Below are 20,572 nucleotides of genomic sequence, written 5' to 3'. Positions count from 1 at the left end.
GCGGGTGGAACGCCGGACCCGTGCGGGCCCGGCAGCCGGTGGCCGTCGGCCACCGGACACTCAGGGGTGGGCGGAGCCGCCCTCGGGCAGCCAGGCGCGCGGGCCGCCGTACCGCAGGCGCAGCAGCAGCGAGAGGCTCCCGGCCAGGCCGGTGGCGTACTCGGCCAGCACGGTCTTGCGGTTCTCGTCGGGCACCAGCAGCCGGCCGTCGCGCAGCACCGCCTGGGCCGCCATGTGCTCGACCAGCAGCTCGGCTCCCGCCCGGTGGCGTGCGTCGCCGGTCAGCTCGGCGGCGTCGAGCAGGAACTCGGCGTTGCCCGCGAGCCCGTGGCAGGTGGCGGCCGTATCGGTGACCCGGCCAGCCCGGACGGCGGCGGCCGCGCCCTCCACCAGCTCGGCGAGGTCGGGCAGGCCGGGTGGGCCAGGTACTTCGGGTAGGCCGCGCACGTCCGGCAGGTCGGCCCAGCCCGTGTCGCGGGCTCCGCCGGCCGCCCGGAGGCGGACCAGGAAGGTGCCCGCGCCGGAGGAGCCGCTGCACCAGTGCCGGGCCAGTTCCGGGGAGTCCGACAGGTGCCGGGCCCGGTCCACCGGCCACAGGGTGCCCGCCGGTCCGCGGCGGGCGGCCCCGGCGAGGGTGGCGCCCGCCTCCACGGCCGCGGCGCGCAGCCGTTCGTCGCCCGTGGCCTCCCAGGCGAGGAGCAGGAAGGTGCCGACGCCGGCGACCCCGTGCGCGAACCCGTAGTGCCAGGCGCCGGCCAGGCCGGAGTCGAAGTCCTCGGGCACCGGCCAGAAGACGCCTTCGGGCGTGCGCCGGGCCGCTGCCAGGAGGCCTTCGGCGGCCCGCGCGGCCCGGTCGAGGAACCGCGGGTCGCCCGTGGTGCGCCAGAAGTGCAGCTGGGTCAGGCCGGCTCCGGCCGCGCCGTGGCAGACATCGGGGTTGGGCCACTCGACGGGCAGCGCCAGGGCCAGGGCCACGGCGCGTTCGGTGAGCGCCGCGTCCTCCAGTGCCCGGGCCGCGTCGAGCAGGGCCCAGGCCGTGCCCGAGCGGCCGAAGTGGAGTCCGGGCAGGTGGCCGGGGAGCGCCTCCTGCCGGTCCGCCGTCCAGAGCGCGGCCGTACGCAGCCCCGCGCGCAGGGATTCCCGGGTGACCGGGGGTTCGTACGGGGAGCCCTGGGAGCTCCCGCGGGGCGCGCCGGAGCCGGGGCCGGCCGCGAGGTCGTCCGCGTGCCGCAGGGCCCGGGCGAGCAGGCCCAAGGGGCCCGCGGAGCCGTGCTGGAGGGCCACCGGATCGCAGGTCGCGCCGACGGAGTCCGCGGCCCAGAGCCGGTCGGGGTCGGCCGGGCGCATGGTGGCGAGCAGGTGGGCGATCCCGTCGTGCAGCAGCCGTGCCCGGAGGTCCGCGGGCGCTGCGGGCGCGCTCCGTAGGGCGGGCTCGACACGTACGGCAGGCGTCCCGAGTGCCGCCACCGCCACCGCCATCTCCGTCTCCGTCTCCGGTGCCGGGCTGCCCGCGAGATCCTCCCGGGCCCGCTCCAGCGTCCAGCGGTCCGCGGGCGCGTCGCGCATCAGGCCGCGGACCAGCGGCCCGAACCTTCGTACGAGCGGCTGGTCCCGGCCCAGCAGCTCCAACAGCCCGGACAGCCGCTCCTCGTCCGGGCGGGCCTCCCTCGCGGGCCGGTCCGCCGCGAAGAGCGGGTCGGCGCCGGTCAGGGCGTGCAGGACGGTGGCGCCGAGGGCGTAGAGGTCCACGGCGGGACCGAACGCGGGGGCCACCGGGTCGGCGGCGCGCAGTTCGGGTGCGGTGTAGCCGGGGGTGGCGCCGAGCACCCAGCGTTCGCCCTCCGCGGCGGCCATCTCCAGGTCGATCAGGCGGAGTTGCCCGTCGGGGGTGACCATGACGTTGTTGGGGTTGAAGTCGTGCAGGGTGAGGCCGAGTTCGTGGGCGGCGGCGACCAGGTCGAGCAGTTGCCGGACCAGGGAGCCGGCGGTCCGCTCGTCGGGGCAGGCGGCACCCTCCCTGATCAGCCGCTCGGCGACGGTCCGGCGCAGGGTGGCTCCGGGCACCGACTCGGCGACCAGGAAGGCGCTGCCCTGTTGCTCGAACACCTCGACGAGGCGGGGGACCCGGTCGGGGAACCGCAGGCGGAAGCGTTCCAGCAGGGCCGCCTCCCGGCGCAGCAGGTCCCGTACGTCCAGGCCTTCGAGGCCGGCGCCGACATGGGGGCGGGCCTGCTTGACGACCACCTTGGCTCCGGTGGCGGTGTCCTCCGCCCGGAAGACGCCGCCCTTGTTGGAGTGCTGGATCGCGCCGCGCACGAGGTAGCGCTCGTGCAGCAGCACGGGCTTCGCGGTGGCCGTACTGCGGGCCGGGGCGGCCGGGCGGTCCGGGAACGGGTCACCCGCCCAGGACGGCGGGCTGTACCAGGCGTTGCGCTCGTCCGGAACCGGCCGGCCCGCGGGATCGGTCAGCCGGGCGGCGTAGGCTCCGTCGGGGGTGAGCTCGCGGGGCGCGGCGAACACCCCGTAGCGGTAGTAGACCTGACTGTCCGGCAGGTAGCGGCGGTCGGAGAGCACCGCGGGCCCGGGCAGACCCACGGTGGCCCGGTGCAACTCCTCGGCGAGCAGCCGGAATTGCTCGTCGTCGGCCGGGTAGACCGTGATGAACTTGCCGGCTCCGCCGCGGGCGAAGCGCCCCGAGACGAGGGCGGCGACCCGCGCGGGGCTCCCGGCGAACTTGAACGGCGCGCGGTGGCCGGTCAGCACTTCGGCGGCGCGGGCGAGGACCAGGGGGGCCGAGAGCGGGGTGGCCGAGACGTGGAGCTTCCACCCCTGGGTGCGGCGGGCGACGCCCGAGGGCCGTACGTGGCACCAGAACTCACCCGGTTCCACGGCCCAGTCCCCGACGGATCCGTCCCCCACGGACCCGTCCCCCACCGCTCCGGCCGCACGCCTCATGAGGACGGCACGCACCAGGTCGGGCAGCAGCGCCAGGTCCGCGGGGCCCTCCGCGCGGGTTCGCCGCGGCCCGGTGAGGGTCGGGGCCGGACTCTGGGGCAGTGGTGACACGCTCAACGACCTCGCACTTCGCTGTTCGCTGTTCGCTGTTCGCCCTTCACGGGGCAGACGGGAAGGTGGCGGCCGGGCCCGCTAGAGGACGGGCCGGACGTAGTCGTCGCCCCAGCTCGTGTCGAGGGGTTCCGCGGCGAGGACCGCGCTCCCCGCGCCCCCCGTTCCCCGGTGGTGCCCGTCGGCCGCTCCCGGGCCCGCCTCCTGCTGCACGGCGAGCGGACCGCCGGCCAGCAGGGCCGCGAGGAGGAGGAGACGGGGCAGCGTTCGGGACATGGCGTGGCTCCTGGATGGGGAGGTCGTGGACCGGGCGGCGAGCGCCCGCGTCGGGCGGTTCGCGCCGTATGCCGGCAGGTCGGCCCGCCGGGATGCGGCCCGGCCGATGACAGAAGTTCATACCGGCATGCCCGGTTGGTCCAGGCCCGAGAGCTGGCAATAGCCTGCATGGCACGGAAGTAGCAGGGCCGCATTGCGGGGGAAATCATGACCATGCAGACCAAATCCATCGAGCTGCCGAGGCTGGACGCCCGGGCCGTCGCCGTGTTCGAGCACGCGTTGTCGCAGGGGAGCCTCAAGAGACGGACGCCCGAGGCGCCCGAAGTGCCCGCGACCCTCGGCCTGACCCCCGAGGAGGCCGAAGAGGCCTGCCGCACCCTGCTGCTGCTCCGGCTGCTGCGCCCCGCGCCCGGCAGCCCCGGGGAGCTGATCCCGGTCAGCCCGGACGCTGCCGCGGCGGAGGCGGTCGGCCCGCTGGAGGCCCAGGTCGCTCAGGCCGCGGCACACGCCCATTCCGTGCGCGAGGACCTGCGCTCCCTCATGCCGCACTACCGCGCCGCCCGGCGCGAACGCGACCACCGGCAGGGCGTGGACGTACTGCCGGACCTCGCGGCGGCATCGGCGCTGCTCACCGAGGAGTCGGCGCGCTGCCGCGAGGAGGTGTTCAGCATCCAGCCGGGCGGCGGACGGGCCGCGCACCGGCTCGGGGACGCCATCGAGCGGGACCTCGCGATGCTGGGCCGCGGGGTGCGGATGCGCACCCTCTACCAGCATTCGGCGCGGGCCAGCCTCTCCACCCAGGGGTACGTGGAGACCCTCACGGAGGCCGGCGCCGAGTACCGCACCGCCGCCGAACTTCCGGACCGGGCCGTGGTGTTCGACCGCTCCGTGGCCTTCCTGCCCCGGCGGACCGACGGCGGTCCGGGCGAAGGCGCCGTACTGGTGCGCAACCCGGACGTGGTGGCGTACCTGTGCCGGGTCTTCGACCAGCACTGGTCCGGTGCGACCCCGTTCCGCGGGGGCAGCGGGGCCGCGTACAAGGAGGTCGGACCGAGCCTGCGCCGGGCACTGGTCGGGCTGTTGGCCGAGGGAGCCAAGGACGAGGTGATCGCCCGGCGGATGGGCATGTCCCTGCGCACCTGCCGCCGCCACATCGCCGAGCTACTGGAGGAACTCGGCGCCGAGAGCCGCTTCCAGGGCGGCGCCCTCGCCGAACGCGCCGGACTCACCGGGGAGGGATAGCCCACCCCGGCCCCGGCCCCGGTCGGCCCCGGTCGGCCGTGGCCGGGGGCTGCCGGCTAGGCGATACCGGGGATCTGCCGGTCCCTGAACGCCGTCCTGACGGCGTCCGCGGCGCCCGTCCCGTACATGCTCCGAGCGGTGGCGATCGTGGTGAGCGCCGCGTCGCGGAAGCTGGTGTCGGGGGCGAAGCCGAACTGCGCGTTGACGATGATGCGGTCGGCCGTCCGCGCGCCCAGGGCCCGGCGGATGTCGAGGAGGGCACGGGACCAGATCTCGCCGTCCGCGTGCACCTCGCCGGTGCGGTCCGCGTAGACCTTGTTGCCGTCGATGCGGCGCAGGCAGTGCGGGGCCGCGCTGTAGCCGACCGAGTCCCAGTCGGCCACGCACGCCGGGTCCGTCCCGCGCGGCCAGCCGCGGACGGCGGCGGCGTGCTCGCCGACCGAGACGGCCAGGTAGTCGCCGAAGGCCTCGCCTATCGCCCCGGATTCCGGGGAGCTGCCGAAGCCGGGGACCTGCGCGTGGTGCACCGCGTGCCCGTACTCGTGGACGATGACCTCCGCGTCCTCGGCGTCGTCGACGCCGCCCTTGCCGAAGCGGATCTCGGCCTTCTTGTCGGTGAAGAAGGAGTTGTCGGCGCCCCACTGGTTGATGCGGACCGGCTGGGCGCGGTCGTTGGCTCCGGGAAGTTCGCTGCCGAAGCCGAGTCCTTGCAGGTACTCCTGCGCCTCGTTGACCCAGAAGTAGGCCATGACCTGCTCGAACTGCTCGTCGGCGCGGTTGTACCGGCCGGCGTCCACGGCGGCCGCGGGCGCGCCGGTCTCCGACCGGATGTACGCCCAGCGGCCGGAAAGGCCCCCGCTGCCGTCGAGGTTGCGCAGCGCGACCGAGGCGTAGGCGGAGTCGGGCACGGCGGCGGCCGAGTCCTTGGCGTCGACGAGCGTCTGATCACCGGTGGACTGGACGGGATTGACCATGAAGACGCGGCCCTGGGGCAGCCCGGACGCGGGCTGCGAGGCGTCGGCCGAGGCCGGCACGGCGAGGCCGAGCAGGGTCAGGGACGCGATCACTGCAGCGGTGCGGCCGCGGGAGGTACGGCGGGGCATGGACATCCTCCTGTGGTGGACGTGTGGTGCCGGAAGATCGTGCGTGGCGAGGTGCGGACGCGATCCTTGCTCAACGTCCCCGCGTTTGACCAGCCCCGGAGCGAAGCAACCGATCCGCGGCCCCGGCCGCCAGGGCGCCGACTGGTCGGGGTGAGCGGCGCGGGTCACCGTTGACACATGACCGCACCCTCCCGGACCCGTTCCGCGCTCCCCACCGTGACCGGTCCCGCGGGCTCGCGCGTGCGGCAGCTCGGCCCGAACTGGTACGCGAGCGTGATGGGCACGGCCATCGTGGCCAACGCCGGCGTGGCCCTCCCCTGGCGGATCCCGGGCCTGCGGACGGCCTGCACGGTGGTCTGGGCCCTGTCCGCGGTGATGCTGGCGGTGCTGCTCATCACCCGGACGGTCCATTGGGCCCGCCACGGCGACCAGGCGCGCGCCCATCTGCTCGATCCGACGGTGGCGCCGTTCTACGGCTGCCTCTCCATGGCCCTCCTGGCCGTGGGAGCGGGCACGATGCTGGTCGGGAAGGACTGGATCGGCCCGGGCGCGGCCGTCGCCGTGGACGCGGTGCTGTACACCGCCGGCACGGCCGTCGGGCTGCTGGTGGCCGCCGCCATCCCCTATCTGATGGCGCTGCGGCACGAGCTGAAGCCGGGCAGCGCCTCACCCGTCTGGATCCTGCCCGTGGTCGCGCCCATGGTCGCCGCCGCGCTCGGTCCCCTGCTGGTCCCGCACCTGCCGGCCGGCCAGTGGCAGCAGGCCCTCCTGCTCGGCTGCTACGCGATGTTCGGCATGAGCCTGCTGGCGACGCTGTGCCTGCTGCCCATCATCTTCGCGCGCCTGCTGGCGGGCCCTCGGCTGCCGCTCGCCCTGACGCCCACGCTGTTCCTGGTCCTCGGCCCGCTGGGGCAGTCCACGACGGCGGCGAACAACTTCGCCGATGCCGCGCCGCCGGTGCTCCGGGCCCCCTACTCCGAGGGCTTCCGGATGCTCGCGGTGCTGTACGGGGTGCCGACGATGGGGTTCGCCCTGCTGTGGTTCGCGCTGGCGGGCGCGGTGGTCCTGCGGGCCCGGAGGCAGGGCATGGGGTTCTCGATGACCTGGTGGGCCCTCACCTTCCCCGTCGGCACCTGCGTCACCGGCGCGGAGGGGCTCGCCCGGCACACCGGCCTGACCGCGTGCGCCTGGCTCGCGGGCGGGCTGTACGTGTTCCTCGTGCTGGCCTGGCTCACGGCCGGGATCCAGACGCTGCGCGGACTCTTCGCGGGAACCCTCGCCCCGGCCTCGTAGCGGACAGGGGCCTGAGGGCTCCGGGGATCAGAAGAGATCGGTGAAGAACCGGTAGCCGGTGGGGTCTCCGGGCATCTGCCAGTGGAAGCCCTGCAGGAAGAAGCAGGCCACGAAGTTGCTGACGGCGAAGAGGGCCAGGACGGCCAGGGTGAGGGTGGCCGCGCGGCGGAGGGCGGGCGAGCCGGCCGCGGCGTCCAGGGGTGCGGCCCGATCGGCCAGGACGAGGTTGACTCCGGCGGCGAGGGCGGCCAGGAAGAAGGTGATGGCCGCCCAGGTGTACAGGTGCAGGCCGAAGAGGGCGCCGGCGTAGCCGGGGTCCCCGGGGGCGATGTGCATCAGCACCTGAGCACCGGAGACGGTCCCGCCGATGAGGGCCGAGACGATGGCGATGCCCCAGCCGGAGGCGAACTCCGCGGTGGTCACCGCTCCCTTGCGGGAACGGGCGATGATCATGGCGGGCCCGAGGGCGCTGAGCAGCATGAACATCCGCTGCAGGAGGCACATGGGGCAGGGGTACTCCCACAGCCCGAACTGGAAGACGTAGGCGCCGCCGATGGTGGCGCACATGCCGAGGACGTAGGCATGGGCGAACCAGAGGCCGAGCCGGTGCGAGAGCCCGGCGGTGCGGGCCCCTGCGGGGCGGGCGACGGAGGTGGCGGCGGATGCGCCGGTGGTGACGGATGCGCCGGTGGTGACGGACGTGAGGGTGGTGTCGGTGGACATTCCTGCTCCTCCTCAGAAGCTCAGATCGAAGGTGCGGTCGAGGTGGGGGAGGAACGCGAGGAGCGTCACGCTCAGGGTTCCCGCCCACAGCAGGAGCCGTGTCCCGCCCGGCCGGTCGCGGAGGACCGCCAGGACGCATAGGGAGATCAGGAGGAAGAAGATGGTGTACATGGTGTCCCTGCTTCATCGGAGGCTTACGCGTTCATCCTCCGGCGGGGAGTTCGGGCCCGGTAGCGGCAACGGATCGATGGATCCATAGAGCGAACCTATGACCTCCCGGAACCCGGAACCTACGAGCCCGTGGCGAGCTGCCTGCGGGCCAGGGCGTACAGGTCCCGGGCCGGGCCGGCCGGACGCCGGCCGGTGGGCCAGACGGCGCGCAGCGAGCGGCCGAGCTCGAGGCCGGTGACCGTCGGGGACCGCAGGGTGCCGGCGGCGAGTTCGTCGGCGACGGCGAGCGAGCTGAGGACGGCGGGGCCGCCGCCGCCGGCCACGGCGGTCTTGATGGCGGTGGTGGAGGCCAGTTCCAGCAGGGCGGAGGGCTTCCAGTCGGGCAGGTGGGCCGTGATCGCACGCTCGAAGGCGGTGCGCGTCCCCGATCCCGCCTCCCGCTGGATCAGCGAGGCGGCGGCGAGTTCCTCGACGGTGATGTCGGTGCGCCGCGCCCAGGGGTGGGTGGGTGCCACCACGACGAGGAGCCGGTCCCTGGCCACTGCATGGCTTTCGAGCCCCTTCGGCGCGCGGGGGCTCTCGATGAAGCCCAGTTCGGCGCGGCCGTCCAGGACCGCCCGGGCCACCTCGGCGGAGTTGCCCGATTCGAGGGCGACGCTGGTGGCGGGATGCTGCGCCCGCAGCCCGATGAGCCACTTGGGGACCAGGTACTCGGCGACCGTCTGGCTGGCCGCGACCTTCAGGTGGGAGCCGCGCCGTTCGCGCAGGGCGGCGATGCCGGCGTCCAGCTCGTGCGCCGCGTCGATCACGGTCCGGGCCCACTCCGCGATCAGCGCCCCGGCCGGGGTGGGCTTCGAACCGAGCGAGGAGCGTTCCAGTACGGGAAGGCCGACGAGCTTCTCCAGGTAGCGGATGCGGGAGCTGGCCGAGGGCTGGCTGATGCCGTGCGCCTCGGCGGCCCGCCCCAGACTGCCGAGCTCGATGACGCTGAGCAGCAGGTCGAGGGCGGGAAGGTCGGGGACGCGCGGGGAGATGGGCATAGATTCATTCTATGGACGCGGATGCATCGGTCCGGTGCCGCCACCGCGGCGTGCCGGCTCCGGAACGGGTGCTCGGTTTGGTGGGTGCGGGGAATCTCAATACGATCCGGCGATGATCACTAGAAGATGGGTGAGGGCCAGTGCGTGCGGCCTGTTCGTCACCCTCGCTGCCGGGTTGTTCCCGGCAGGTGCCGCCGCCGGGGAACCGGTGGCCAAGGAAGCGCCCAAGGTCGAGTTGGTGCTCGACGTCAGCGGCTCGATGCGCGCACAGGACATCGATGGGCAGACCCGGATGTCCGCCGCGAAACAGGCGTTCAACGAGGTACTGGACGCCGTACCCGACGAAGTGCAGCTCGGCATACGGACCCTGGGCGCCAACTACCCCGGCCCCGACAAGGCGCTCGGCTGCAAGGACACCAAGCAGCTCTACCCGGTCGGCCCGTTGGACCGGACCGAGGCCAAGACGGCGGTCGCCACGCTGGCCCCCACCGGGTGGACGCCCATCGGGCCGGCGCTGCTCGGAGCCGCCGAGGACCTGAAGGGCGGCGACGCCACCCGGCGGATCGTGCTCATCACCGACGGCGAGGACACCTGCGCCCCGCTCGACCCCTGCGAAGTGGCCCGGGACATCGCGGCCCAGGGGATCCACCTGGTCATCGACACGCTGGGGCTCGTCCCCGACGCGAAGACCCGCGACCAGCTGATCTGCATCGCCGAGGCCACCGGCGGTACGTACACCTCCGTACAGCACACGGCCGAACTCTCGGGCAGAGTACGGCAGTTGGTTGGACGTGCGGCCACTCCGGTGGTCAATCCGGTGGCCACCGAGGGCGCCAAGCAGTGCACGGGAGCACCGGAGTTGAAGCCCGGTCTCTACAGTGACCGCGAAAGCTTCGCGGAGCACCGCTGGTACCGGGTCTCCGTGGCGCCGGGCAAGGAACTGCGGGCCTCGGTCAGCATCGGCGCCGACCGCGCGGTGAACAACGACTACGGCGTGCTGCTGCGCGCCACGACGCTGAGCGGCCGGGAGATCGTACGCGGCCAGGAAGCCGGCGACGGACGGACCGACCTGATCTCGTCCGGGCTGCGCTATCCCAAGGCGGGAAGCTCCGACGACGAGGAGCCGTCCGAGACGGTGTGCCTCCAGGTCAGCAACTCCTTCTCGGCGCCCGCCGCGGTCAAGACCACCCCGGGCATGCCGGTCGAGCTGACCATCGACGTGGTGGACGGCCCGGACGCGGCCTCCGACGTGGCCTCCTTCGGCCTCGGACGCGGCTGGTGGCTGCTCGCCGTTCTGGCGCTCACCGGCCTCCTCGCCGGACTGGTGTGGGGCTGGGTCTCCCGCTGGCGTATCGCGGTCTGGAGGACCAACTGATGAGTGCCCTGAGACGTGAACGAACCGATGCGCCCTCGACCGGCCCGGCCGGCCTTCGCGGACGACGCGTGCGCCGCGTGCTGACCGCCGCCCTGCTCGTGGGCGGCGGCCTGTTCGGGGTGGCGGCCTCGCCGTCGCCGAGCCCGAGCGGCGGCGCGGAGGGTCCGACCGAGGCCGGCACGGCCTTCCGTACCGCCACCCCGCTCCAGTTGGGCGAGGGGGCCACGGCCGACGCCTCCACCGGCGACTACCTCTACTGGGTGCTCCCCCTGGACTCGGGACAGCGCGCCACCGTGAAGGCCTCGGTCACCCTGCCCGCCGCGGCCGGCCGGCACTCCGCCTCCACGTGGCAGCTCGACGTGTACGACGGTCTGCGCCGCCGCCAGCCCTGCATGTACGGCACGCAGACCGGCACGGCCGCCAAGGACGCGGCGACCGTCGACCTGTCCTGCACGCTGCGCCCGGTCCGCTCGGGCGCCGATCAGTGGGCCAACGACCCGCTGCCGGGCGCCTACTACCTCCGGCTCACGGTCACCGACCTCGCGCCGGAGGACCTCGGACAGCCGGTACGGGCCCGCGTGCGGGCCGAGGCCCAGGACGTCGGCGGCGCCTACGCGGCCGACAACGCCCTGGCCGCGCCGCTCGTCCCGGGCGCCGGTACGGCGTCCGGCATCGCACCGGCCGACGGCTGGTCGGGCACCTGGTGGTCGGACCGCTGGCTCTGGACGGCGGCCGGCGGCCTGCTCGCCGCCCTCGCGGGCATCGGCGGCTACCGCCTGACCCGCGGCGCCGGCCGCCCGGCACGGGTGCCGCCCACCGCCTGACCCCGGCCCGTGGCGACCCGGGTGCGGGACCGACAGGCCCCGCACCCGGGAATCCGCGCAGCATCCACACGCCGGAGCCGTTGCCTCCCCCTGGATCCGCCGAGATGATGCAGCACACATGCACATCGGGGGGCGGCACATGGACGACGGCGGAGCACGGGGCGACCAGTACGACGACGAGTCGGAGGACTACGTCGCCTACTGGCAGGGGCGCGACTACGAGCACGCGGCGGAGCTGGCCGCGGTCACACGCCTGATCGGCGACAGCCGTTACGGACTCGTCTGCGAAGTGGGCGGCGGGTTCGGGCGGTTGAGCCCGGTCCTCAAGGAGTACGCGGACCGGGTCATGATGTTCGACCCGAGCGCCAAGCACGTGGCCATCGCAGGGCGGCTGCTGGCCGGCCATCCGGGGATCACGGCGCACCACATGCGCCCCGGACACCTTGAACTGGACGACGGATCGGCCGACCTCGTCTCCATGATCCGCGTCATGCACCACCTCCCCGACCCCGGCCCCACGCTGCGCGAGATAGCGCGCGTCCTGAAGCCCGGCGGCCGCGCCCTGATCGAGGTGGCCAACTCCGCGCACATGCTGAACAAGCTGCGCTACGCGAAGCGGCTGCGCGGCATCCCGCGCGACCCCGTGGACATCCGCTCCGCCGAGAAGGCCGCCGAGGGCGGCATCCCCTTCGTCAACCACCATCCGGACACCGTCGTACGGCAGTTCGCCGAGGCCGGGCTGCGCGTCGAGGACAAGCTGTCGGTGTCCAACATGCGCAGCGGCCGGCTGAAGCGCAGCGTCGGCGAGGACCGCCTGCTGGCGGTCGAGCAGCGCATCCAGAGCCCGCTGGCCGCCCTCAACTTCGGCCCCAGCCTGTTCTTCCTGCTCCGGCGGAGCGGGTAGCTCAGGGCCCAGTCAGCTCTGGCCCTCCGTCGGCGCCGCCCAGGGTGAACGTGGCGGCGCCCGACGGGGGCAGGAGCGGCCGCCACGTGTCAGGGAGCCCCGAGGGATCGATGAAGGTCGCGTTCATGAACTCCCCCTGGTCCGCGAAGTCGGTCTCGGCGAAGGTCACCCGGTCCGCGAAGAACGTGCCCTTGAAGAAGGTCGGTCCGGTGAAGGTCGCGTGGTCGAAGGAGACCAGGCCCTCGAAGCGGACCTGATCGAACACCGCACCGGAGCCCCACACGGTGGACAAGAAGGTGGCGGGCCCCTGGAAGGCACTCCCCCTCCAGTCGCTGGGGCCGTGGAAGACCGCGCGTCCGAGCTCGGCGGCCCCCCGCACCCGCATCCGGCCCATCCGCACCCTGTCCCACACCTCGGCCCGGGTCATGTCGAGACCTTGGGCGAACACGGCCTCCTCGAATCCGGCATTGCCCCCGAAGTCCGCCCTGACGAACCGCGCTTCGCGGTCGAACAGGGCCGCGTCGAAGGTCGCTCCGCGCCGGAAGTCGGTCCGGCCGAAGGAAGCGCTCCCCTTGAAGTGCACCGTGTCGAACGCCGCCCGGCCTTCGAAGACGGCCCGGTCGAAGCAAGCGCGTTCCTCGAACTCGCCTCCCGGCAGGTCCCAGTCGTCGACGAAGCGCGCCCGGTCGAACCGTGCGGCCCCCATCCTCACGTGCCCCGTCTCCCGGTCGCGCAGCACAGAGATCAGCCGTTCGAGCAGGCCGTCGGCGAAGGTGGTGCCCCGCATGTCCACCGGCGAGCCGGGAGCCATCAGCGCGAGGTACCTCATCCGGTCCGGCTCCGTCACGTGGGCCAGGCAGAGCGGGTGGCCCGGCAGGCGGATGCCGGTGCACCCGGCCGGATCTCCCGGGCTCCCGTACCGGCACCGAGACCAGCCGATGGCCGGGTCGCCGATGATCAGTTCGACATCGCGCAGCAACCGCCCCGCCTCGACTGCGTCGTCGAGCAGGATCCACCCGGGCCGCTGGGGGCCGGCCACCGGTCCCGGCTCCGCCTGCTCGACCGTGAGGGCCCCCAGCCCGGTGACATCGAGCAGCGACGGGCCCGCAACGGGGATGATCGCCCCCCGCGCACCGGCCGCGTTCAGCCGCTCGCCGAGCGCGGCGGTGCGGACCAGTCGCAGGGCCTCCTCCACCGCCGGTCCGTGCACTCCTTCCTCGTCGAACGTGAACTCCCCTCTGGCCAGCGCCACTCCCAGCGAGACACCCGAGGCCGCGCGCAGCCGGGACATGACCACGGGCAGTTCGGACAGCACCGTCCCCGCCTTTCCGAGGGATCCGGGATCGGCCATCGGGAGGAGCACGACCCCGTCCTCCAGCGCGGACAGGTGCCCGAGCACCTCGCCGTCCCTTCTCGCCAGTTCGAGGAGCTCCAAGATCTCCGGCCCCACGGCCCCGGCGGGCCGGACCGCCATGCAGAGGCCGGAGATCTCGTTCCCGGCGCGCGCGTACGCCGCCACGGCCTCGCCGAATCCGGGCTGATCGAGCAGTGCCCGGCCGGTCAGGAACACCATCCGGTCCGGCAGCACCGTGTGCACGATGCCCGCCAGCAGGCCGTCCTGGGAGACCGGGGAGCCGACGTAGAGGGTCCAGGCCTCCGGCTCGGCGGACAGCCGGACGAGTTCCCCGTTGCGCTCCCCCTGGTACGAGAGGACCTCGCCGGTCAGCGCCACCGCCTCGCCCTGGTCGGTCGCGCCGTCCACGACGAGGTGCCTCCTCGGGCTCGCCCAGGCCGGCTCCGTCCAGTCCGCCGGGTCCACGAGGTCCACGTCGGAGACGAGCAGGAGCACTTGGGGGGCCGCCCCGTCTCCCCAGGCCTGGCGGCACAGGACCTCCCGGCCCCCGGCCCTGACCCAGGCGAAGGCGTCCGTCCGCGGGGCGGGGGACGCCCCGTCGACCGTCAGGACCAGTCGGGGCGACAGCAGTACGCCCACGCCCTGTGGCTCCGCCTGCTGATCGAAGCGGACCCGCACCACCCGGTCGGCCAGCCCCGACACCGGTCCCGCGGCCTGGGCGAACGGCATCGCGCCCGGCGCCAGTTCGCGGCGCCCCCCGCCCCCGGGCCCGCGGCGGATCGCCGTGAAGTCGCGGCCGGTGCCGCGGTTGCGGGACATGTACTCCCCGACGCGCCGCCGGACCAGCTCACGCACCGCGGCCACGTCACCGCGCAGCTGCGACCCGAGCAGGGCTTCCCGTACGCCCGGCAGGAATTCGAACTCGACCGTATCGGCGGGCTGTTCGCCGTCCCAGGGGGCGAGCAGTCCGCCCAGGGCCACCTCCGCGAGGTGCCCGTGCTCGGAGTCCCGGAGCAGGGAGCGGCGTACGAGGGTCATCACGGGCAGGGTGAGCGGTACGGCGGCCAGGTGGTCGGCGAGGCGCTGGGCGGTCGGGGAGGCGCTCGCGCGGAAGCGCTCCACCGCTTCCAGCGGGTCCTGGAGGAACTTCGGGACCTCTGGCGCCGTCCCCGTCCCCGCCCCCGTCCCGTACGGGGCTTCGCGCGCGGGTTCCGCGTCGAGGCGCAGGCAGGCGAGGCGCCGCCAGCGGCCGTCGCCGGACACCACCCGCACCAGCCGGGCCAGGCTCCCGGAGGCGATGCCGACGACCGGGATCACCGCACCGCCGCCGCGGGCCCGCCGGGTCATCGGGACCCGCTGCCAGGAGCGGGTGGCCGCCGCGGGCCGGTCGGCGCGGACGGCGAAGGGGACCGGCCGGACCGCCCCGCGCGTCCAGAGCCGCTCGGGCAGGACGTTGAGCACGGCCACGGCGTTGTGCGCCGACCACTGCCGCAGGACACCGCGCAGCGGGGCCTCGCGCCAGCCGCCGGCGACCGTGTCGGAGAGCACCAGGATCAGGCGCCGGCCCGCCGGGTCGACCAGCTCCAAGGGGTTGCGGGGCGGGCTGTCGCGATGGTGCGCGACCATGGGCACGCCGCCGGGGCCGGTGCCCGTGAGCCGCCAGGTCCGTACGTCGCGGAAGACCCCGCTGCGGGTGAGGAGCCCGCGGACCTCCTCCACCAGGTCGGACCAGAGCAGCATCGAGGGGTGGGAGTCGACGACCAGGGCCACGTCCAGCCAGCGGCTCTCGGCGGGGCGCAGGACCGGGGTGAGCACCATCCGCTCGATGCTGCGCTCGACGGTGAGCTGTTCGTCCAGCTCCTCCCCCGGACCGCCGATGCTGCGGCGGCCGATCGGGCGCAGGGCGCGCATCAGGGCGAGCGGGTCGTCGAGGGTGGCGGCGCGCGGCAGCCGTACCGCGGTGCCCCGGCGCACGGCCGGCGCGGGGGCGGCGCCGGCTCCGACCCCGCCGCCGGGGGTGCCGGTGGGTGCGCCGCCTCCCGCGGCCCGGCCGGCGGCGGGAACAGGGGTGGCACCGGCCGCGGGGAAGTACTGGACGCCCGGTTCGGCGGCGCCGACGCCGCCGCCCGCCATGACGGGTAACTCCGTCTCGCCCGGGGCCGGTTCAGGCCCGGCCGCCGGGGGCGGTGCCGGAGGCTCACCTCGCGCGGCCGCGTCCACCCGGGTCGCGAGCCACAGGATGTCGGCGATCTCCTCCGCCCCGACCCCGGGCCGCGGGCCGTTGTCCTCGGCGCCTTCGGCCAGGGCGGCGAGGAGCTTCTCGATCACGCGGAGGGCCCGGTGAGGTGGTGCATGACGGTGTCGAGGAAACGCTCGCGGTCTCCGGGGGCGGACCAGGCACCGGCCAGGCGCAGTTGGATGGCGTTGAGGAGCTGGTCGGTGGCGAGGTCGCCGTCCTCGGCGCGCTCCAGGAAACTCTGGACCAGATCGCGGTACTCGTCGCTGTTCTCGATGTCGACGCCGAGCCGGCCGCGCACGATGCGGGCGAGCTTGTCGGGGTCCGGCGGGTCCAGGTGGAGTCGGACGCAGCGGCGCAGGAAGGCGGGCGGGAAATCGCGTTCGCCGTTGCTGGTGAGGACGACGATGGGGAAGTACCGGCACTGGACGCGGCCTTGGGAGATCCGTACGGCCTCCTCCGTGTCGTCGTCGGTGCCGATGGCGACGGTGGGGGCCTCCTTGGCGAGCCGGGCGAGCTCGGGGATGACGAAGCCGCCGTCCTCGAAGACGGTGAGGAGGTCCCCGGGGAGGTCGATGTCGCTCTTGTCGATCTCGTCCACGAGCAGGACGCGGGGTCGGTCCTGGGGCAGCAGGGCGGTGCCGAGGGGGCCGAGGCGCAGGTAGCGGGCGATGGAGGGACCACCCTCCGCGGTGGAGGCGGAGGCGGAGGCCGCCAGGGCGCGGGCCGCGGGCGGCTCGGCGCCGGGCGTGCGCAGCTGCTCCAGCCCCGCCTCCTGGAGCCGGCCGATGGCGTCGTACAGGTAGAGGCCGTCGCGCAGGACGGTCCGGCTGGTGACCGGCCAGTGCAGGACGGGGCCGAGGCCCAGGTCGGCGGCGATGCTGGAGGCGAGCGTGGACTTGCCGACTCCCGGCTTGCCCGTGATCAGGAGCGGCCGCCGCAGGTGCAGGGCCGTGTTGACCACGTCCTTCTCCAACTCGTCGGGCACGTAGCCCTCACCGCGCCGCCAGGTCCGCTCCCAGGCCGGCCCCTCGCAGCCGGGGGGCGTGTACCCCGGGTCGGGGACGCCTTCGAAATCCCGCCAGGGCGGTGGCGGTCCGGCCTCCAGCCTGGCCCGGCGCTCGGCGGCCTCGCCGGTCCCTTGGTACAGCCACCAGTCCTTCACCACAGCCTCTGCCTCCATCGTCGGTATCACGGTCCGTCGCTACGAGCGGTCATCGGGATCGGTACGGAAGCCAGGACCGGGCGCTGAATCCGCCCCGGGCCGGGTGCTGGGCCCGCCCCCGGGTCGGATGCGGGACCCACCGCCGGCCAGGCGCGGGATCCGACCCCCGGTCGGGCACGGGACCCACCCCCAGCCAGGCACGGGACCGGAGTCCCCGATCGGGTACGGAACCCGCCCCCGGGCCGGGTGCGGGATCGGAGTCGGCGGTGTGGGCATCGGCGTCGGTGTCGGCATCGGGTTCAAGCCAGGGACCGGAGGATGAGGGTGTCGTCGGGATCGTCCCACAGGAGGACCAACCGGTCTCCCCCCGGCGGCTGTCGGCGATCGGCGGCAGGGGCGCCCGCGCCCGCGACGGCCGCCGCCAGGCGCACCGCGCGTACGCGGGCGGGCAGCGCGAGCACGTCGAGCGCGCCGGGGTCGGGCGGCCGCCCGTCCTCACCGGCCGGCGCCAACAGGGCGAGCAGATCACCCGCGAACCCGTCCGGACCGACACCCCCGGCACCGCCCACACTTCCAGCACCCCCGGCACCCCCGGCGCCCCCGGCACTCCCCGCACCTCCGGCACTCCCGATACCGCCAGTGGGCCCCGCGCCCGCACTCCCCGCACCCCCGGACCGGACCGGGCGCCGCGGGGCCGGGGGCCGGTGCCAGAGGGCCACCGGGACGCCGCCCTCGAGGACGGCGTCCACCACCGCCGAGGTCCGTGCCCCGGGCCGGGTGTGGGCCAGTACGCACGCGGGTGCCGGTCCCGCGCCCAGTTCCATGCCGAGCCCGTCGTCCGCGTCCGCGTCGGCCACCACCCGGACCGCGTCCGGGTGCCGGCCGCCCTGGGCCCACAGCCAGCGCCATTTGCCGCGCCATTCGGCGCCGGTGTCCTCGCGTTCCTGCGGGCAGCGCACCACCACCTGGTAGACCACGCCCAGGGGCCGGGTCCGCCCGCCCGGGCCGCGCGGGACCTGCCACTGGTCGAAGTCGAGGTCCAGGAGCTCGTACGGCACGTGGAACTCGATCCGCTCCACCGCACCGGACAGCCGCCCGGCCTCCGCATCGGCGCCCCACGCCTTGGCCACCGACCCGAGTTGCCGTACGAGTGCGTCCCGTACCGCGTCCAGCCGGACCGGCTCCCCCTCCGATTCCCAGATGTGCTCGGTCGCCACCCGCCGCAGCCACATCCGGACGAGGAAGCCGTCCTCCCCGCCCGGCGGCGTCTCCAGCCGTACGTGCAGGGCCGTCTTCCGCGCAGGAGGGGGCGGGGGCGGCAGTGCGGGCAGGCCGAGGCGTTCTCGGGTGGCGCGCACCCAGTCGCGCACCCGGGCCGCCCACCGCTCGTCGCCCGCCGCGCCCTGCTCCGCGAGGAACCGTACGAAGGGCACCGCGAGCGGCATCCCGCCCGGCCCGCCGTGGCGTTCGTCCAGGTCCTGGGCCACCTCCAGCAGGCTGTCACCGGGCAGCCCGCCCCGGGCGGGGGCGGCGCAGCCGGCGGCCTTGAAGGCCCACAGGTACGCCTCGTAGGCGCAGCGCGGCAGGTCGCGGCCCTCGAAGAGCTCGCCGAGCCCGTCCCAGGCGCTCTGGTCGAGGCGCCCGGCGCGCGGCGGCGCCAGCCCGGGGACGTCGTCGTCGAGGAAGGAGGAGGCGTCCCAGTTGCGGTCCACGACGAACTGCGGAAGCTGCCAGCCCTCGCCGCGTGCGCGCAGGCCCAGGAAGGTCCGGTGGATGGAGCGTGCGGTGTCGACGAGACCGGAGACGGCCTCGCGCACCGGCCGTTCGCCGAGTTCGGCGAGGAGCTCCTCGGTGAAGCGGCCGGCGCCGCGTTCGGCGTCGTTCTGCGCGGCCTCGCCCTCGCGGGAGGCGTACAGCCGGAACTGGGGGGGCCCCGGCACGGTGGCGCCGCCGCCGTAGTCGTTGGCCCCGAAGTTCCACCGGGCCTCGCGGGGTGCGTCGACCCGGCAGGCGTCCACCAGGGCGGCCTGGTACCGGAAGACCTCGCGCTTGACGAGGCTGGTGCGCCACCAGCGCAGTGCGGAGTCGAGGTTGAGGTGGAGGATCTGGCCGGTCCCGGCGTCCGCGGAGGGCAGCATCAGGTCACCGCGGTGCGGTTCGGTGTAGCCGTGGCCGGCCCAGAAGATGACGAGCACATCGCCGTCGCACGCCGGGAGTTCGTCGAACAGCACCGTTTTCGTGTTCGCCTCGGTCGCCGGGCGGTGCGTGTCGCGCAGGGCTTCCAGACCTGCGGAGGCCGACCAGTCGAGGGAGTCCGGATCGTCGAGCGGGGACAGCAACAGCCGTACGTGGCCCGGCGGCACCCCTCCCGGCCCGGTGAGCCAGCGGGCGAACCGCAGGGCGTCGCGGGCCGGGCCGCGCAGGTTCCAGTGGCGGCTGATCTCGTACGTCTCGACCCCGGCGACGAGCGCGAAGGTGCGCGGCCCCAGCTCGGAGGGCAGCAGGTCGAGGGGGTTCACCCGATCTCCGCTTCGGCCACCGCCCGTTCGATGCGTGCGTAGAGGGAGTCCTGTTTCCAGTAGGCGCTGTGGCAGGCCGGGAAGGGCTGGCGGCTGCCGATCTCCTGGTCGCTGACGCGCGGGTCGCCGGGGAAGACGGGCTCGGCGAGGTACGAGAGCACGTCCTGGCGGTCGTAGACGTTGAGCCAGCGCGGGAAGGCGTACGGGAGCTTGGTGCCCGGAACGACCCCGGCCAGGGCGCCGAGTTCGTAGAGGAAGGGGGCCTGCGAGCCGACGGTGACGAGCAGTTCGACCCCGGGCACCGGTTCGCCGCGGGCGGCCGCGAGGGCGAGGAGGTCCACCAGCGCGATGCCGCCGAGGCTGTGGCCGATGAGGACGGTCGGCCCGGGCTCGGCGGTGATCCGCTCGTGCAGGAACGCACGGAGGTCGGCGCCCCGGGCCTGGTAGCGCAGGATGTCGCCGAGGGCGGGGGTGGCCCCGACGGTGAGGGAGCCGCGCCAGGCGTTGAGCAGTGGCTGGGTGGTGACGCGGAGCGCGAGCCGGCCGAGGACGGCTGCGGCGCGGGCGCCGGGGAACCGGGCATCGCCACCGAGTCGGGCGGTGATCAGCTCGACCAGGCGGTCGCGTTCGGCTCCGGTGCAGTCGGCCTCGGCTCCGGCCGAGGCGAGTGCGGCGGCGGTCACCGCGCGGGCCAGGGCCTTGGCCAGCTCCCGGGCCTGTGTCTCGCCGGTGGCCCGGTCCCCGGCGCGGGCGGCCTCCGCGGAGCGGGAGACGCTCTCCAGGGCGGCGGGGAATCCGGCGGCGAGGCCGGTGCCGAGCAGCAGGGCGGCCTGTTCGCCGCCGTCGGGGACCCCGGGTACCCCGGAGAGTGCGTCGAGCAGCTCCAGGACGCGGCCGCCCGCGGACTGCACGCCGGGCATGGCGAACGCGTCCCCGTCGGGGTCGTCATCGGGGTGGCCGCCGGACGCGGTGTCCCAGCCGGCTTCCGCCAGGACCCGCAGCTCGCAGAGCGGGTCGGCGATCAGCAGCCCCCACTCGGCGATCTCCTCCTGATCGGGCCCGGGGACCGTACCGGGGGCGCCCAGTCCGGGCACCGAACGCCCGTCGGCGCTGAGGGTGGCCCCGTACCGCTCCCCCCAGAAGCAGGAGTCGACGGTCGCCCCGGGGAACCGGGCGGTCAGCCGGTCCCGGACCAGGGCGAAGAGCGTGTCGTGCCGCTCGCGCCGCACCCCCGTGCCGTGCACAAACAGAAAACGCATCGCGGTTCCGCCCCCTCGCACC

Annotated in this window: 15 protein-coding genes; 5 read left to right on the top strand and 10 right to left on the bottom strand. The window is 74.6% G+C overall.

What is annotated here, in order from left to right; all coding sequences use genetic code 11:
• Positions 1 to 60: 60 nt before the first annotated feature.
• A complete protein-coding gene (gene lanL, locus ACFRU2_RS32560) occupies positions 61 to 3,066 on the bottom strand; it encodes a class IV lanthionine synthetase LanL (RefSeq protein ID WP_382979057.1) in 3,006 nt (1,001 codons plus the stop codon).
• Positions 3,067 to 3,147: 81 nt separating this feature from the next.
• Entirely contained in the window at positions 3,148 to 3,342 is a 195-nt protein-coding gene (locus tag ACFRU2_RS32555) for a hypothetical protein (RefSeq protein WP_382979054.1), read from the bottom strand.
• A gap of 207 nt (positions 3,343 to 3,549) precedes the next feature.
• Here ACFRU2_RS32555 and ACFRU2_RS32550 point away from each other — a divergent pair, with 207 nt between their 5' ends.
• Entirely contained in the window at positions 3,550 to 4,584 is a 1,035-nt protein-coding gene (locus ACFRU2_RS32550) for a hypothetical protein (protein ID WP_382979051.1), read from the top strand.
• 56 nt (positions 4,585 to 4,640) lie between these two features.
• Here ACFRU2_RS32550 and ACFRU2_RS32545 read toward each other — a convergent pair whose 3' ends face one another.
• Entirely contained in the window at positions 4,641 to 5,687 is a 1,047-nt protein-coding gene (locus tag ACFRU2_RS32545; RefSeq protein ID WP_382979048.1) for a M4 family metallopeptidase, read from the bottom strand.
• A gap of 177 nt (positions 5,688 to 5,864) precedes the next feature.
• On the opposite strand from ACFRU2_RS32545, the gene ACFRU2_RS32540 reads away from it, so the two are divergent.
• Positions 5,865 to 6,980: a TDT family transporter gene (locus ACFRU2_RS32540; RefSeq protein WP_382979045.1), complete on the top strand. Its 1,116-nt coding sequence runs from the start codon at positions 5,865 to 5,867 to the stop codon at positions 6,978 to 6,980.
• A 27-nt stretch (positions 6,981 to 7,007) separates the two neighbouring features.
• Here the strand turns inward: ACFRU2_RS32540 and ACFRU2_RS32535 are convergent, their stop codons facing one another.
• The 3 genes from ACFRU2_RS32535 to ACFRU2_RS32525 all read right to left on the bottom strand — a co-directional run bounded on the left by ACFRU2_RS32535 (position 7,008) and on the right by ACFRU2_RS32525 (position 8,914).
• A complete protein-coding gene (locus ACFRU2_RS32535) occupies positions 7,008 to 7,703 on the bottom strand; it encodes a disulfide bond formation protein B (protein WP_382979042.1) in 696 nt (231 codons plus the stop codon).
• A 12-nt stretch (positions 7,704 to 7,715) separates the two neighbouring features.
• Positions 7,716 to 7,874, bottom strand: coding sequence for a hypothetical protein (locus ACFRU2_RS32530; protein WP_382979039.1), 159 nt, complete (start codon positions 7,872 to 7,874; stop codon positions 7,716 to 7,718).
• Between the two features lie 119 nt (positions 7,875 to 7,993).
• A complete protein-coding gene (locus ACFRU2_RS32525) occupies positions 7,994 to 8,914 on the bottom strand; it encodes a LysR family transcriptional regulator (protein ID WP_382979036.1) in 921 nt (306 codons plus the stop codon).
• A gap of 112 nt (positions 8,915 to 9,026) precedes the next feature.
• Between ACFRU2_RS32525 and ACFRU2_RS32520 the strand changes: the two genes are divergently transcribed.
• The 3 genes from ACFRU2_RS32520 (at position 9,027) to ACFRU2_RS32510 (ending at position 12,017) form a co-directional block, all read left to right on the top strand.
• Positions 9,027 to 10,289, top strand: coding sequence for a VWA domain-containing protein (locus ACFRU2_RS32520; RefSeq protein ID WP_382979033.1), 1,263 nt, complete (start codon positions 9,027 to 9,029; stop codon positions 10,287 to 10,289).
• On the top strand, positions 10,289 to 11,113 hold the full coding sequence (locus tag ACFRU2_RS32515) for a hypothetical protein (protein WP_382979030.1): 825 nt from the start codon (positions 10,289 to 10,291) through the stop codon (positions 11,111 to 11,113). The genes ACFRU2_RS32520 and ACFRU2_RS32515 overlap by 1 nt, the downstream gene beginning before the upstream one ends.
• 139 nt (positions 11,114 to 11,252) lie before the next feature.
• Positions 11,253 to 12,017 (top strand): class I SAM-dependent methyltransferase, encoded by a 765-nt coding sequence (locus ACFRU2_RS32510; protein WP_382979027.1) that lies wholly within the window; start codon positions 11,253 to 11,255, stop codon positions 12,015 to 12,017.
• 1 nt (position 12,018) lies between these two features.
• On the opposite strand, the gene ACFRU2_RS32505 is transcribed toward ACFRU2_RS32510, so the two are convergent.
• The 4 genes from ACFRU2_RS32505 to ACFRU2_RS32490 form a co-directional block, all read right to left on the bottom strand.
• A complete protein-coding gene (locus ACFRU2_RS32505) occupies positions 12,019 to 15,699 on the bottom strand; it encodes an SAV_2336 N-terminal domain-related protein (protein ID WP_382979024.1) in 3,681 nt (1,226 codons plus the stop codon).
• Positions 15,696 to 16,790, bottom strand: a complete 1,095-nt coding sequence (locus ACFRU2_RS32500; RefSeq protein WP_382979021.1) for an AAA family ATPase — start codon at positions 16,788 to 16,790, stop codon at positions 15,696 to 15,698. Before ACFRU2_RS32500 ends, ACFRU2_RS32505 begins: the two co-directional genes overlap by 4 nt.
• A 281-nt stretch (positions 16,791 to 17,071) precedes the next feature.
• Positions 17,072 to 19,291 (bottom strand): hypothetical protein, encoded by a 2,220-nt coding sequence (locus tag ACFRU2_RS32495; protein ID WP_382979018.1) that lies wholly within the window; start codon positions 19,289 to 19,291, stop codon positions 17,072 to 17,074.
• Positions 19,288 to 20,550 carry a hypothetical protein gene (locus tag ACFRU2_RS32490; protein ID WP_382979016.1) on the bottom strand — a complete coding sequence of 421 codons (1,263 nt, stop codon included), beginning with the start codon at positions 20,548 to 20,550 and terminating at the stop codon, positions 19,288 to 19,290. Before ACFRU2_RS32490 ends, ACFRU2_RS32495 begins: the two co-directional genes overlap by 4 nt.
• Positions 20,551 to 20,572: the final 22 nt, after the last annotated feature.

Origin of the sequence: Streptomyces sp. NPDC056883 (assembly GCF_042788835.1) — a bacterium.
GTDB lineage: Bacteria > Actinomycetota > Actinomycetes > Streptomycetales > Streptomycetaceae > Streptomyces > Streptomyces stoeckheimensis.
This window is presented reverse-complemented; position numbering and strand designations above follow the sequence as displayed.

Bases quoted from the DNA above. Each gene is read 5' to 3' on its own strand.
- ACFRU2_RS32555 (WP_382979054.1), bottom strand. From the start codon at position 3,342: ATGTCCCGAACGCTGCCCCGTCTCCTCCTCCTCGCGGCCCTGCTGGCC.
- ACFRU2_RS32550 (WP_382979051.1), top strand. From the start codon at position 3,550: ATGACCATGCAGACCAAATCCATCGAGCTGCCGAGGCTGGACGCCCGG.
- ACFRU2_RS32545 (WP_382979048.1), bottom strand. From the start codon at position 5,687: ATGCCCCGCCGTACCTCCCGCGGCCGCACCGCTGCAGTGATCGCGTCC.
- ACFRU2_RS32540 (WP_382979045.1), top strand. From the start codon at position 5,865: ATGACCGCACCCTCCCGGACCCGTTCCGCGCTCCCCACCGTGACCGGT.
- ACFRU2_RS32535 (WP_382979042.1), bottom strand. From the start codon at position 7,703: ATGTCCACCGACACCACCCTCACGTCCGTCACCACCGGCGCATCCGTC.
- ACFRU2_RS32530 (WP_382979039.1), bottom strand. From the start codon at position 7,874: ATGTACACCATCTTCTTCCTCCTGATCTCCCTATGCGTCCTGGCGGTC.
- ACFRU2_RS32525 (WP_382979036.1), bottom strand. From the start codon at position 8,914: ATGCCCATCTCCCCGCGCGTCCCCGACCTTCCCGCCCTCGACCTGCTG.
- ACFRU2_RS32520 (WP_382979033.1), top strand. From the start codon at position 9,027: ATGATCACTAGAAGATGGGTGAGGGCCAGTGCGTGCGGCCTGTTCGTC.
- ACFRU2_RS32515 (WP_382979030.1), top strand. From the start codon at position 10,289: ATGAGTGCCCTGAGACGTGAACGAACCGATGCGCCCTCGACCGGCCCG.
- ACFRU2_RS32510 (WP_382979027.1), top strand. From the start codon at position 11,253: ATGGACGACGGCGGAGCACGGGGCGACCAGTACGACGACGAGTCGGAG.
- ACFRU2_RS32500 (WP_382979021.1), bottom strand. From the start codon at position 16,790: ATGGAGGCAGAGGCTGTGGTGAAGGACTGGTGGCTGTACCAAGGGACC.
- ACFRU2_RS32490 (WP_382979016.1), bottom strand. From the start codon at position 20,550: ATGCGTTTTCTGTTTGTGCACGGCACGGGGGTGCGGCGCGAGCGGCAC.